At 73.9% G+C, this 13,420-nt stretch carries 12 protein-coding genes; all 12 read left to right on the forward strand.

What is annotated here, in order from left to right:
- Window positions 1-271 precede the first annotated feature (271 nt).
- The 12 genes from PP1_RS19855 (at window position 272) to ccsB (ending at window position 13,149) form a co-directional block, all read left to right on the forward strand.
- Complete coding sequence (locus tag PP1_RS19855; protein WP_010239773.1) at window positions 272-1,036, forward strand: redox-sensing transcriptional repressor Rex; 765 nt, start codon at window positions 272-274, stop codon at window positions 1,034-1,036.
- On the forward strand, window positions 1,033-2,451 hold the full coding sequence (locus tag PP1_RS19860) for a glutamyl-tRNA reductase (protein ID WP_010239771.1): 1,419 nt from the start codon (window positions 1,033-1,035) through the stop codon (window positions 2,449-2,451). Before PP1_RS19855 ends, PP1_RS19860 begins: the two co-directional genes overlap by 4 nt.
- A complete protein-coding gene (gene hemC, locus PP1_RS19865; RefSeq protein WP_010239770.1) occupies window positions 2,448-3,416 on the forward strand; it encodes a hydroxymethylbilane synthase in 969 nt (322 codons plus the stop codon). The genes PP1_RS19860 and hemC overlap by 4 nt, the downstream gene beginning before the upstream one ends.
- Before the next feature lie 4 nt (window positions 3,417-3,420).
- Window positions 3,421-4,962 (forward strand): uroporphyrinogen-III synthase, encoded by a 1,542-nt coding sequence (locus PP1_RS19870; protein WP_029239855.1) that lies wholly within the window; start codon window positions 3,421-3,423, stop codon window positions 4,960-4,962.
- Window positions 4,963-5,072: 110 nt separating this feature from the next.
- Complete coding sequence (gene hemB / locus PP1_RS19875) at window positions 5,073-6,047, forward strand: porphobilinogen synthase (protein WP_075314741.1); 975 nt, start codon at window positions 5,073-5,075, stop codon at window positions 6,045-6,047.
- 235 nt (window positions 6,048-6,282) lie between these two features.
- The gene (locus PP1_RS19880) at window positions 6,283-7,014 is read left to right on the forward strand and encodes a hypothetical protein (protein ID WP_139323972.1); all 732 of its coding nucleotides are present in this window, start codon (window positions 6,283-6,285) and stop codon (window positions 7,012-7,014) included.
- A gap of 19 nt (window positions 7,015-7,033) precedes the next feature.
- Window positions 7,034-8,356 (forward strand): glutamate-1-semialdehyde 2,1-aminomutase, encoded by a 1,323-nt coding sequence (gene hemL / locus PP1_RS19885; RefSeq protein ID WP_010239761.1) that lies wholly within the window; start codon window positions 7,034-7,036, stop codon window positions 8,354-8,356.
- Window positions 8,357-8,394: 38 nt separating this feature from the next.
- On the forward strand, window positions 8,395-9,018 hold the full coding sequence (locus tag PP1_RS19890) for a histidine phosphatase family protein (protein WP_029239854.1): 624 nt from the start codon (window positions 8,395-8,397) through the stop codon (window positions 9,016-9,018).
- Window positions 9,015-9,611: a TlpA family protein disulfide reductase gene (locus tag PP1_RS19895; RefSeq protein ID WP_010239755.1), complete on the forward strand. Its 597-nt coding sequence runs from the start codon at window positions 9,015-9,017 to the stop codon at window positions 9,609-9,611. The genes PP1_RS19890 and PP1_RS19895 overlap by 4 nt, the downstream gene beginning before the upstream one ends.
- 82 nt (window positions 9,612-9,693) lie before the next feature.
- Window positions 9,694-10,539: a cytochrome c biogenesis CcdA family protein gene (locus PP1_RS19900; RefSeq protein ID WP_075314739.1), complete on the forward strand. Its 846-nt coding sequence runs from the start codon at window positions 9,694-9,696 to the stop codon at window positions 10,537-10,539.
- Window positions 10,540-12,180: a cytochrome c biogenesis protein ResB gene (gene resB / locus PP1_RS19905; RefSeq protein ID WP_010225654.1), complete on the forward strand. Its 1,641-nt coding sequence runs from the start codon at window positions 10,540-10,542 to the stop codon at window positions 12,178-12,180.
- A 6-nt stretch (window positions 12,181-12,186) separates the two neighbouring features.
- A complete protein-coding gene (gene ccsB, locus PP1_RS19910; protein ID WP_010225656.1) occupies window positions 12,187-13,149 on the forward strand; it encodes a c-type cytochrome biogenesis protein CcsB in 963 nt (320 codons plus the stop codon).
- The last annotated feature ends 271 nt before the right edge of the window (window positions 13,150-13,420 follow it).

A 13,420-nucleotide genomic window follows, 5' to 3' on the forward strand; every position in this document is an offset into this window, starting at 1 on the left:
CCGTCGCCGTGCCCGGCGGCATCGCCGCTCGTGCGGCACCGTGCCACCGGGCCAGCCCGCGCGGCGTCGACCGGCCGTCCGCCGACCGGTCCGCGCACGGGCACCGGTGACCGCACCCCTGGTGCCAGAGGTGCGGACAGCACAGCCCCGACCCGGAGTGCGATCAGTTTCGATGACCGACCGTCCGCGGACAACCCCCCGCGAGCGGGACGGGAGCCGGAACGACATCGCGCCCCGCCCGCCCGCGACCGACGCCGGAGGAGGAAGGCCCGTGACCCTGCCGCCCGAGACCGGTGCCCCGGCCGTCCCGGCCGACCAGCCGGACGGCGAGCGCCCCGTCCGCCCGGTACCCGAGGCGACCGTCTCCCGGCTCGCCGTCTACCTGCGTGTGCTGGGTGAGCTGCGGGAGTCCGGCGTCGAGACCGTCTCCTCGGAGGAGCTCGCGGGTGCGTCCGGCGTGAACTCCGCCAAGCTGCGCAAGGACCTCTCCTACCTGGGGTCCTACGGCGTCCGCGGCGTCGGGTACGACGTGGCGTCGCTGCAGGCGCGGCTGCAGGGCGAGCTGGGCATGGACCACCGGCAGTCGGTGGCGCTGGTCGGGGTCGGCAACCTCGGTCACGCCCTCGCCGGGTACGCCGGGTTCGCCGGCCGTGGCTTCCCGGTCGGCGCCCTGTTCGACGTCGACGACGACCTCGTCGGCAGCGACATCAACGGCATCCGCGTGCGGCACGTCCGCGACATCCCCGAGGTCTGCGCCGCCGACGGCGTGACCATCGGGATGATCGCGACGCCCGGCCCCGCGGCCCAGGCGGTCTGCGACCTGCTCGTACGGAGCGGTGTGCAGTCCATCCTCAACTTCGCTCCGGTGCTGCTGCAGGTGCCGGACGACGTCGAGGTCCGCAAGGTCGACCTCTCGGTCGAGCTGCAGGTCCTCGCGTTCCACGTGGCCCGCCGGCACACCGCCGGTGAGACCACGGTCCCGGCCGCCGGCCGGGAGACGAGCGAGACGAACGGATCGGTGGTGTCCCCGCGATGAGCGTCCTCGTGGTCGGCCTGTCGCACCGCAGTGCGCCGGTCGAGGTGCTGGAGCGCCTCGCCGTCGCCCCGGGCGACGTGCCCAAGCTGCTCGAGGAGATGCTCGACCGCACGCACGTCGAGGAGGCCGTCCTCCTCTCGACGTGCAACCGGATCGAGATCTGTGCGGTCGTGGACGCGTTCCACGGCGGCCTGGGTGACGTCACCGACGTGCTCGGCGGCTACGCCGGCTTCCCGATCGGCGAGCTGTCCGACCACCTCTTCGTGCACTACGCGGGCTCGGCCGTCCAGCACCTGTTCCAGCTGGCCGCCGGCCTGGACTCGATGGTCGTCGGCGAGTCGCAGATCCTCGGCCAGCTGCGCAGCGCCTACGCCACCGCCGACGAGTCGGGCTCGGTCGGCAAGGTGCTGCACGAGCTGGTGCAGCAGGCACTGCGGGTCGGCAAGCGGGTGCACGCCGGCACCGGGATCGACGAGGCGGGCGCCTCGGTGGTCTCCGAGGCGCTGCGCGACGCCGACCGGGAGCTGGGCGGCACCGGTCTCGACGGCACCCGCGCCGTGATCGTCGGCGCCGGTGCGATGGGCGCGCTGGCCGCCGCGCACCTGCGCCGGGCCGGGGCGAGCGAGATCGTCGTCCTCAACCGTTCCGCCGAGCGCGGCGAGCGCCTGGTGGAGAAGGTGCTCGAGCAGGGCACCGCGGCGCGGTCCGCGCCGATGGAGGACCTGGCCGCCGAGCTGCGCACCGCGGACCTGATGCTCGCCTGCACCGGGGCGATCGGCCACGTCGTCGACGCCGGCCCGGTCGCCGAGGCACTGTCCGGTGCCGGTCGCGAGCGCCCGCTGGTCGTGTGCGACCTGGGCCTGCCCCGCGACGTCGACCCGGCCGTCGCCGACCTGCCCGGTGTCCGGGTGGTCGACCTGATCACGCTGCAGCGCCGGCTGCTCGACGCCACCGACGGCGGCTCGGTCGCGGCCGCCCAGAAGATGGTCGACGCCGAGGCGCAGCAGTACCTGGCCGGGCAGCGCTCGGCCGAGGTGACCCCGACCGTCACGGCGCTGCGCCGTCGGGCCTCCGAGGTCGTCGACGCCGAGCTGCTCCGCCTGGACGGACGGCTGCCCGACCTGGACGGGGATGTGCGCGAGGAGCTCTCCCGCACCGTCCGCCGCGTCGTCGACAAGCTCCTGCACACCCCGACGGTGCAGGTCAAGCGCCTGGCCGAGGGGCCGGACGGGGACAGCTACGCCGCCGCGCTGCGCACCCTGTTCGAGCTCGACCCGCAGGCCGCGGCCGCGGTCGCGGCACCCGTCCGCGGCTCCGACGCGACCGTCGACGGCAACGACGTGACGGCCGCACTGAACGCACCGGTCGACGGGCAGCCGTCGCTCGGGTCCCGCCCCCCGGAGCAGATCTCGTGAGCACGCTGAAGATCGGGACGCGACCGTCGAAGCTGGCGGTCGCACAGTCGACGACGATCGCCGACCGGCTGACCGCCGCCGGGCACCCGTCCGAGCTCGTCACCGTCTCCACCAGTGGTGACCGCTCGATGGCGCCGGTGACGCAGCTCGGCGTCGGGGTGTTCGTGTCGGCGTTGCGGGACGCGCTGGACGCGGGCGACATCGACGTCGCCGTGCACTCGTTCAAGGACCTTCCCACCGCCCAGCCCGAGCACCTGCGGATCGCCGCGGTCCCGGGCCGGGAGGACCCCCGCGACGCGCTCGTCACCGGTGGCCGCGTGCTGGGGGAGCTGGGCCGCGGGGCCCGGGTGGGCACCGGCTCGCCGCGCCGTGCCGCGCAGCTCTACGCGCTCGGCCAGGGGCTCGAGGTGGTGCCGATCCGCGGCAACGTGGACACCCGCATCGGGAAGGTCCGTTCCGGCGAGCTGGACGCGGTGGTCGTCGCCGCGGCCGGGCTCCGCCGGCTGGGCCGCATCGAGGAGGCGGACGAGCTGATCGATCCGCTGCAGATGCTGCCCGCCCCCGCCCAGGGCGCCCTCGCGATCGAGTGCCGCGAGACGGACACCGGGCTGGCGGACGTGCTGCGCTCGGTGCTCGACGACCCGGGCGTCCGCGCCGCCGTCGCCGCCGAGCGGGCCGTCCTGGCCACCCTCGAGGCCGGCTGCACCGCCCCGGTCGGTGCGCTGGCCGACGTCGTCTCGGACCTGGACGACGACGGGCGCGCGGTCGACCGGCTGTCGCTGCGTGCGGTGACAGGGGTCGGGGACATCACGGAGGGCGACGTGCTGCGCGCCTCCGTCACCGGAGAGATGGACGCCGCCGAGAAGCTCGGAGCCACGCTGGCACACGAGCTGCTCGACCTGGGAGGAGAGGACCTGCGCCCCGCGGGCCTCGGCTCCGTGAACCGCTGGATCGGGAGTTCTTAAAACGATGACAGGACCTGCCAACACCCCGGGGCGGATCGCCTTCGTGGGCAGCGGACCGGGTGACCCGGCACTGCTCACCGTCCGCGCCCGGGACGTGCTCGCCGGCTCACCGCTGGTGATCACCGACCCGGACGTGCCGGAGTCGATCCTCGCCCTCGCCGCCGACGGGGCCGAGGTGCGGCCCGCCGTCGGCCAGCCCGCCGACATCGCGAGCGACCTGCTCGGCGAGGCCGGCCAGGGCCGGTCGGTGGCCCGGCTGGTCTCCGGCGACCCGCTGACCAACGACGCGGTCGTCGCCGAGGCGATGGCCGTCTCCGCCTCGGGCACGGCGTTCGACGTCGTGCCGGGCGTGCCCGCGTCCACGGCGGTCCCGGCCTACGCCGGTGTCGCCCTGGGCTCGGCGCACGTCGAGGCCGACGTCCGCGCGGGCGTCGACTGGGCGGCGCTGGCCGCGTCGCCCGGGCCGGTCGTGCTGCACGCCACCGGTGCGCTCCTCGGCGACGTCGCGGCCGGGCTCTCCGCCCAGGGTGTGCCCGGCGAGACCCCCGTCGCGGTCACCTCGGGCGGCACCACCTCCACCCAGCGGACCGTCTCGTCGTCGGTCGGCAAGCTCGCCTCCGACGGCGGCGACCTCGAGGGCCCGCTGGTCCTGGCCGTGGGCGACGCCGCAGGCCGCCGTGGCGAGCTCTCCTGGTGGGAGTCCCGCGCGCTGTACGGCTGGCGGGTGCTGGTCCCGCGGACCAAGGACCAGGCCGGCGTGATGAGCGAGCGGCTGCGCATGCACGGCGCCATCCCGGAGGAGGTGCCGACGATCGCCGTCGAGCCGCCCCGGTCGCCCGCGCAGATGGAGCGCTCGGTCAAGGGCCTCGTCGACGGCCGCTACCAGTGGGTCGTCTTCACCTCGACCAACGCGGTGAAGGCCGTCTGGGAGAAGTTCCACGAGTTCGGTCTCGACGCCCGCGCGTTCTCCGGCGTGAAGATCGCCTGCGTGGGCCGGTCGACCGCGGAGAAGGTCCGCGAGTTCGGCATCGAGCCCGAGCTGGTCCCGGACATCGACGAGGCGCAGTCCTCCACCTCGGAGGGCCTGCTGGACATCTTCCCGCCGCACGACGACGTCCTGGACCCGGTCGACCGCGTCCTCCTGCCGCGCGCCGACATCGCCACCGAGACGCTGTCCGCCGGGCTGCAGGAGCGCGGCTGGGAGGTCGACGACGTGACGGCCTACCGGACCGTCCGCGCCGCCCCGCCGCCCGCGCCGATCCGTGAGGCGATCAAGACCGGCGGGTTCGACGCGGTCTGCTTCACCTCGTCGTCGACGGTGCGGAACCTGGTCGGCATCGCCGGCAAGCCGCACGCCCGCACCCTGGTCGCCTGCATCGGCCCGGCGACCGCGGAGACCGCGCGCGAGTTCGGCCTGCGGGTGGACGTGCAGCCCGAGGAGTCCCGGGTCCCGACCCTGGTCGACGCGCTGGCCTCGCACACCGCGAAGCTGCGCGCCGAGGGGAACCTCCCGCCGCCGAAGAAGGTCAAGGCCCGCCGCCGCTGAGCGGCGCATCGAGTCGGCCGCTGAGCGGCGCGCCCGTCCGGCCCCGTGTACCCCGCCCGCCGGGGGACGCGGGGCCGACGTGTGTTCGGGACGGTCGTAACCTGGAGCGCATGGGTTTCCCGGCGCAGCGCCCCCGTCGGTTGCGGACCACCCCCGCGATGCGGCGGCTGGTCTCCGAGACCGAGGTCCGTCCCCGGCAGCTGGTGCTGCCGATGTTCGTCCGTGAGGGCGCGACCGAACCGGTGCCGATCTCGTCGATGCCCGGCGTCGTCCAGCACACCCGCGACACCCTGCGCAAGGCGGTCGCGGAGGCGGCGTCGGCCGGCGTCGGCGGGGTGATGCTGTTCGGCGTCCCCGCGGTGCACGACGCGACCGGCTCCGGCGCCGTCGACCCCGACGGGGTCCTCAACGTCGCGCTGCGCGACGTGCGGGCCGAGGTCGGCGACGATCTCGTCGTCATGGCCGACCTGTGCCTCGACGAGTTCACCGACCACGGCCACTGCGGCGTGCTCGACGCCGAGGGCGGGGTCGACAACGACGCCACCCTCGACGTCTACGCGCGGATGGGCGTCGAGCAGGCCCGCGCCGGCGCCCACCTGGTCGGGCCGAGCGGGATGATGGACGGCCAGGTCGGCGTCATCCGGGAGGCGCTCGACGAGGCCGGGTTCACCGACACCGGCATCCTGGCCTACACGGTGAAGTACGCCTCGGCGTTCTACGGGCCGTTCCGCGAGGCGGTGAACTCGCAGCTCAAGGGCGACCGCAAGACCTACCAGCAGGACGGCGGCAACGCCCGCGAGGCGCTGCGCGAGCTCGCCCTCGACCTCGACGAGGGCGCCGACATGGTCATGGTGAAGCCCGCGCTGGCCTATCTCGACGTGCTCTCCCGCGTCGCCGACGTCGCCGACGTCCCCGTCGCGGCGTACCAGATCTCCGGCGAGTACGCGATGATCGAGGCTGCCGTCGAGAAGGGCTGGCTGGACCGCGACCGGACGATCCTGGAGACCCTCACGTCGATCCGCCGGGCGGGCGCCGACGTCGTCCTCACCTACTGGGCCACCGAGGCCGCGGGCTGGCTGGACTGAGCCTCTGCGCCGGGCCGCTCCCGGTCTGCTCCGCGTGGGGCGACCGCGTCCGCGCACCGATGCCGGGGTATGCGGGACGGGTGGGTTCTGCGAGATCGCTGCCTGGGGAAGCGATTCTCCGGAAGGAGTGGCCCGGTCCGCCGGGCGGAGGCCACGGGCCGCGAGCTGAGGCGAACCCGTCCGCGGTACCGCCGAACGTGGCAAACCGGACACCTGTCCGGCTACCGTGGTGGGCGTGAGCAACGACCCCGGACAGCAGGGCCCACCGCAGTACTACCGGCCGGGCCCGTCGTCGGGGGCCTACCCGCAGTACCCGCAGAACCCGTACCCGCAGGGCTGGACCCCGGGTATGCAGCCCGCGCCGTACCCGCAGCAGGCCCCGGACCAGGCCGGCCAGGCCCCGCAGTGGAACACCGCGGGCGCGCAACCGGCCGGCCTGACACCGTCGGGCCGCAGGGAGGTCACCCGGCCGCGGCAGGTCGTGTCGGCCTTGATCCTGCTCATCGCGTCGGCGCTGCCGTTCGTGTTCTTCGGGATCGCCGCGCTTCTCGTCCCGCTGGACGGGACCGTGCTGAATGACGATCTTCTGGCTCAGGCCGGTATGCCCCGGCCGGAGTTCGAGACGATGCTGGCTCAGGCCGGTATGACTGCGACCGAGTTCCTCGACGCGGTCGGCGTGGCGATGCGGGTATTCGGCGCAGTGGTGCTGGTCCTCGGGCTGGCGTACATCGGTCTCGGCGTGGCGGCCTTCCGCGGGAGTGCAGGGGCGCGGCTGTCGGCCGCCATCGTCACCGGAGTCTTCGGGCTGGTTCTGTTCCTCTTCCTCATGCTGGCTGGACGAGAAGCGCTCCTCTTCGCGGTTCTCGTCCTTGCGGTTGCCGCCGGCGGCATCACGTTGCTCTACAGCGCTCCGGCCAAGGAGTGGTATGCGTCGCGCAGGGTCGGGGCCGCACAGCGGCCTGCCTGACGGCTGGGAGACTGGCGGCGTGAGCACTCCGCAGAACCCGGAACCGAAGGAGTCGGCCCGCCTGTTCGAGCGGGCGACCGAGCTGATCCCGGGCGGGGTGAACTCCCCGGTCCGTGCGTTCAACTCGGTCGGAGGGACCCCGCGGTTCATGGTCGCCGCCGACGGCTGCCGGATGACCGACGCCGACGGCGGCCGCTACGTCGACCTGGTGTCGTCCTGGGGGCCGATGATCCTCGGGCACGCGCACCCGGCTGTCGTCGAGGCGGTGCGGTCCGCGGCGTCGCAGGGCCTGTCGTTCGGCACGCCGACGCCGGGGGAGATCGACCTGGCCGCCGAGATCGTCGACCGGACCCCGGTCGAGCAGGTCCGGCTGGTCAACTCGGGTACCGAGGCGACGATGAGCGCGATCCGGCTCGCCCGCGGGATCACCGGCCGCAGCGTGGTCGTCAAGTTCTCCGGCTGCTACCACGGCCACGTCGACGCCCTGCTCGCCGACGCCGGGTCCGGGGTGGCGACGCTCGGCCTGCCGACCAGCCCGGGCGTCACCGGGGCGCAGGCGGCCGACACGGTCGTCCTGCCCTACAACGACGTCGACGCCGTCCGTGCGGTGTTCGCCGAGCGCGGTGCGGACATCGCCTGCGTGATCACCGAGGCGGCGGCCGGGAACATGGGCGTCGTCCCGCCGGTCGAGGGCTTCAACGCCGCCCTGCGGGACCTGTGCCACGCGAACGGCGCGCTGCTGGTGGTCGACGAGGTGATGACCGGCTTCCGTGCGTCGAAGCAGGGCTGGTTCGGCTGCGACGGCGTCGCCGGCGACCTCTACACCTTCGGCAAGGTCATGTCCGGCGGGCTCCCGGCGGCCGCGTTCGGCGGCTCCGTCGAGCACATGTCGTTCCTGGCCCCGGCCGGGCCGGTCTACCAGGCGGGCACCCTCGCCGGGAACCCGGTCGCCGTCGCCGCGGGGCTCACCACGCTCCGCAACGCCGACGACGCCGCCTACGCGACCCTGGCGGCGAACGCCGACCGGATCGGCCGGATGGTCACCGACGCGCTGACCCGTGAGGGCGTCCCGCACACCGTGCAGTACGCGGGCACCATGTTCTCCCCGTTCTTCACCGACACCCCGGTCACGGGCTATGCCGATGCGAAGGCCGCCGAGACCTGGCGGCACCCGGCGTTCTTCCACGCCCTGCTCGACCACGGGGTCTACTCGCCGCCGTCGGCGTTCGAGGGGTGGTTCGTCTCCACCGCCCTCGACGACGCCGCGTTCGAGCAGATCGAGACCGGTGTCGACGCCGCCGCGAAGGCCGCCGCGTCCGCCACCCGTCCGGACGGGGCCTGAGCGTGGGCGACCGGACCAGCCCCGCCCCGAGCGGCCCGGTGACCGTCGTGCACCTGCTGCGGCACGGCGAGGTGCGCAACCCGGAGAAGGTGCTCTACGGCCGCCGACCGGGCTTCCGCCTCTCCGACCACGGCGAGGCGCAGGCCAAGACGGTCGCCCTGCACCTCGGTGACAACGACGTCGCGGCGGTCGTCGCCTCGCCGCTGCTGCGCGCGCAGCAGACGGCGGGCCCGATCGCGGACGCGCACGGTGTCGAGATCGGCACCGACGACGGGCTGATCGAGTCCGGGAACCTCTTCGAGGGCAAGCGCTTCGCCGTCGGCGACGGCGCGCTGCGGCGCCCGCACGCCTGGCGGCTGCTGCGTGACCCGTTCACACCGTCCTGGGGCGAGCCGTACCTCGACATCGCGCACCGGATGCTGGGCGCGCTGCACGCCGCGCGGGAGCTGGCACCCGGCCGGGAGATCGTCTGTGTCTCGCACCAGCTGCCGATCTGGACGGTGCGCCGCTACCTGCTCGGGCAGCGGCTCTGGCACGACCCGCGCCGCAGGCAGTGCGCGCTCGCGTCCCTGACCAGCGTCGAGTTCACCGGGGCGCGGATGACCGGGCTCCGCTACGCCGAGCCGGCCGGGCCCAGCGGCGCGATGGTGACCGGCGCATGAGGCGCGTCCTGCTCCCGCTGCTCGCCGCGCTGCTGCTGGTGGGGGGCTGCGGTGTCGGCCGCGACGCCGTCGGCTCCGGGCCGCAGGAGTTCCGGTTCGTCGCCCCGGGCGGCCAGACCCGGATCACCTACGACCCGCCGGAGAGCCGCAGCCCGATCACCGACCTGCGGGGCGAGAGCCTGCTGAGGCCCGGGACGGAGGTCGGGATCGGCGACCACCCCGGCATGGTCCGCGTGATCAACATCTGGGGTTCGTGGTGCGGCCCGTGCCGTACCGAGGCACCGGAGCTGCAGGCGGTGCAGGACACCGCCCGCGACGACGCCGTCGTGCTCGGCATCGACGTCCGCGACGACCGGCAGGCGGCGCAGGACTTCGCCAACGACCGCGGGCTCACCTACGACTCGATCTTCGACGAGTCCGGCCGCACCCTCGCCCGGCTCGACGGGTACCCGCGCAACGTCGTCCCGTCGACGATCGTGCTGGACCGCCAGGCCCGGGTCGCGGCGGTGTTCCTGGTGCCGGTGGGCAGCTCGGACCTGTTGCCGCTGATCACGAAGCTGGCCGCGGAACCGGCACCGGCCGCGACCGGGTGACCCACGGCGACCACACGGTCGCACTACACGTTGTAGAACCCGCTGAACGTTGCGGCGTGTCGCCCTTCTACCCTGGGATTCGATGGACGCGACCACCACACTGGCGATCTCGGGACCGCTGCTGCTCGCAGCGCTGGTCTCGGTCGCCGCCGGGCTGGTCAGCTTCGCCTCGCCGTGCGTCGTCCCGCTGGTCCCCGGCTACCTCGCATACCTGGCCGGGCTCGTCGGCGCGCAGTCCCCGCCGGTGACGCCGGCCGAGGCCGCCGAGCGCGCCGCCGCCCGGTCCGCCGGGCCGGGGTCCGCCGGGCCGGGCGGCACCGTCGTCGCCGGGCGACGCACCGCCGACGGCCGCTGGCGGGTCGCCGGCGCCGCGCTGCTGTTCGTCGGCGGGTTCACCGTCGTCTTCGGCGCGATCATGGTCGGTGCCGTCTGGCTGTCCGACGTGCTGATCGACAACGAGGCCGTGCTCCAGCGGATCGGCGGCGTCGTGATGATCGTGATGGGGCTGGCGTTCGCCGGGCTCATCCCCGCCCTCCAGCGCGAGTACCGCGCGCACTGGACCCCCCGCGCCGGGCTGGCCGGCGCCCCGCTGCTGGGCGCCGTGTTCGGGCTGGGCTGGGTGCCCTGCATCGGCCCGACGCTGGCCGGTGTCGTCGCCGTCGCCGCGGGCACCGGTGGCGGATCGCTGCGCGGCGTCGTCCTGATCCTCGCCTACTGCGCGGGGCTGGGCATCCCGTTCGTGCTGATCGCGCTCGGCGCCACCCGCGCGGTCGGTGCGCTGGGCTGGCTGCGCAGGCACACCCGGGCGATCCAGGTCGCCGGCGGGGCGCTGCTGGTCGTCGTCGGTGCCCTGCTGGTCTCCGGGCTCTGGGCCCGGTGGCTGGTCGCCCTGCAGGTCTCGATCGCCGGGTTCACCCCGCCCATCTAGATGAGCTCCCCGCCGACCGCCCCGCCGCAGCCGCCCGTGACGTCACCGGACGGCGAGCCACCGTCGCACCGGCCGGGACCGCTGTCCACGGTGTGGGCGTTCCTGCGCAACACCTGGCGTGGCCTGACCAGCATGCGCACCGCCCTGGTGCTGCTGTTCCTGCTGGCGCTGGCCGCGCTCCCCGGTGCGCTGCTTCCGCAGCGCTCGCTGAACGCGTCGCTGGTAGACGACTTCTACGCCGACAACCCGCTCGTGGCCCCGGTCGTCGAGGCCGTCGGCGGCTTCGAGGTGTTCGCGACCCCGTGGTTCGCGGCCATCTACCTGCTGCTGATGATCTCCCTGGTCGGCTGCGTGCTGCCCCGCTCGCTGGAGTTCTGGCGCGGCATGCGCCAGCCCCCCGTGCGGACCCCGCGGAACCTGTCCCGGCTGCCGCACCACACCGGGGGCGACAGCGCCGAGGACCCGGACGCGGTGCTCACCCGGGCCCGGACGCTGCTGCGCGGCTGGCGGCGGACCGAGCGCGTCGAGGACGACGGGTCCCGGACGATCTCCGCCGAGCGCGGGTACCTGCGCGAGACCGGCAACCTGATCTTCCACCTCAGCCTGATCGGGATCCTGGTCGGCATGGCGGGCGGCAAGCTCTACGGCTACGACGGCGACGTCATCGTCCGCGCCGACGGCAGCGAGTTCTGCAACAGCTCGATCCTCGGCTACGACACGTTCAACGCCGGCCTGCGCATCGACGGCACCGAGCTCAACGAGTTCTGCGTCAAGGTCGACCGGTTCGACGGGAGCTGGCTCCCCAACGGCCAGGCGTCGTCGTTCGCGTCGCAGATCGGCTACCAGACCGGCGAGGACCTCGAGAACGGCGTCACGACCTGGCGCCCCTACGAGCTCGCCGTGAACCACCCGCTGCGCACCGACGGCGACCGCGTCTACATGACCGGCTACGGGTACGCGCCGGAGTTCACCGTCACCTGGCCGGACGGCCAGAGCCGCACCGGCGACATCCAGTGGCGGCCGGTGGACCAGGGCGGCACCCAGCTGTCGGAGGGCGCGACCAAGTTCGAGCGACCCGGTGTCACCGACCCGGACGTGCGGCGCACCACGCAGCTCGCGGTGACCGGCACGTTCGCCCCGACCGGCGCGGTCGACCAGGAGGGGAACCTCGCCTCGGTGCACCCGGACCTGCGGGCGCCGACGGCGGACGTGGACGTCATGCTCGGCGACCTGGGCATCGACGACGGCCGCGGCCAGTCGATCTTCAGCGTCGACCAGCAGAAGATCGACGACGGCGAGCTGCGGTCGGTCGCCCAGGCCCGGCTGGGCATCGGTGACACGGTACGGCTGCCCGACGGGACGGTCGTCCGGTTCGACGGGGTGACGCCCTGGGTGAACCTGCTGGTCGGCCACGACCCGACGCAGTCCTGGGTGCTCGTGTCGGCGATCGTGATGCTGGGCGGGCTGACCCTGTCACTGACGATCAAGCGCCGCCGGTTCTGGGTGCGGGTCGTGCCCCGCGACGGCGGGAGCCGGATCGAGACCGGCGGCCTGGCCCGCACGGACCGGGCCGGGTACGGCGAGGAGTTCGACCGGCTCGCGGGGGAACTGCTCGAGAAGACGACGAAGAAGGACGGTTGAGGTCAGATGCTCGTCGATCCCGTGTTGTCGGAGTGGAGCGACCACCTGTTCCAGGCCACGCTCGTCGTGCTCCTGCTCGCACTGGTGTTCACCACGCTGGAGTACGCCGCCGCCCGGGTGGCGAAGGCGACCAGCAAGGAACCGGCCACGGTCGGGGGTGCGGGCGACGGCGACACGGCCGTCGCGGTGGCGGAGGCCCCCGACGACGCCGGTGCGGCGCCGGGCCGTCCCCGGTCGGACCGGTACGGCCGGATCGGCGTCTCGCTCATGGTCCTGGCGGCGCTCACCCACATCGGGTCGATCGTGCTGCGCGGGTTCGCCGCCTACCGCTGGCCGCTCGGCAACATGTACGAGTTCACCTCGGCCCTGTGCTTCATGGCGGTCGTCGCGTGGCTGGTGCTCCTCCGGAGGCACCCGGCCCTGCGGCCGGCGGGTGTGTTCGTGCTCACGCCGGTCGTGCTGCTGATGTTCGTCACCGGCACGGTGCTCTACCTCGAGGCGGCGCCCGTGCTGCCCGCGCTGCAGTCGTACTGGATCATCATCCACGTCACGACGATCACGCTGGCGTCCGGACTGCTGCTCATCCCCGGGGTGTCGAGCCTGCTGTTCCTCATGAAGCGCAGCGGGAAGCCGTCGGGGCTGGCGGGCAAGCTGCCGTCGGCGGAGGCGCTCGACCGGCTGGCCTACCGGGTCACCGTGCTGGCGTTCCCGCTGTACACGTTCGGGATCATCACCGGCGCCGTGTGGGCCGAGGCCGCGTGGAACCGGTTCTGGGGCTGGGACCCGAAGGAGACCGTCGCGTTCGTGGCCTGGGTCCTGTACGCGGCGTACCTGCACGCGCGGGCCACGTCCGGGTGGCGGTCCTCCCGGGCGGCCTGGATCAACGTCCTGGGCTTCGCCACGATCGTGTTCAATCTCTTCTTCATCAACATGGTGGTCTCCGGGCTCCACTCGTACGCGGGCTTCTGACGTCTCGACCACCCGGGTTCGACCGGGCTAACGTCGTGACCCGTGAGTGAGAACGGTTCCGGCGAGCAGCCCGACGGGTCGGTGGGCCGCTACGTGCGGGAGCGCTGGGGTGCGGCGGACAACGCCGGACGGTCCTTCGGACGGCGTCGCCGCACGGGCGGCGATGACGCAGCGCAGCCGGACGCGGGTCCGGCGCGCTCCTCCGGCGCGGCCGAGCAGCGCCCGCCGTCGGCGGCCGAGCGGGCCGCGTCCGCCCCGGCGCCGGGGCGGG

This window comes from Pseudonocardia sp. P1, from assembly GCF_000178675.2.
In the GTDB taxonomy this organism is placed as follows: domain Bacteria; phylum Actinomycetota; class Actinomycetes; order Mycobacteriales; family Pseudonocardiaceae; genus Pseudonocardia.

Excerpts from the sequence above, each read along its gene's own strand:
- PP1_RS19860 (WP_010239771.1), top strand. The coding sequence starts at position 1,033 with ATGAGCGTCCTCGTGGTCGGCCTGTCGCACCGCAGTGCGCCGGTCGAG.
- PP1_RS19870 (WP_029239855.1), top strand. The coding sequence starts at position 3,421 with ATGACAGGACCTGCCAACACCCCGGGGCGGATCGCCTTCGTGGGCAGC.
- hemB (WP_075314741.1), top strand. The coding sequence starts at position 5,073 with ATGGGTTTCCCGGCGCAGCGCCCCCGTCGGTTGCGGACCACCCCCGCG.
- PP1_RS19895 (WP_010239755.1), top strand. The coding sequence starts at position 9,015 with ATGAGGCGCGTCCTGCTCCCGCTGCTCGCCGCGCTGCTGCTGGTGGGG.
- PP1_RS19900 (WP_075314739.1), top strand. The coding sequence starts at position 9,694 with ATGGACGCGACCACCACACTGGCGATCTCGGGACCGCTGCTGCTCGCA.
- resB (WP_010225654.1), top strand. The coding sequence starts at position 10,540 with ATGAGCTCCCCGCCGACCGCCCCGCCGCAGCCGCCCGTGACGTCACCG.
- ccsB (WP_010225656.1), top strand. The coding sequence starts at position 12,187 with ATGCTCGTCGATCCCGTGTTGTCGGAGTGGAGCGACCACCTGTTCCAG.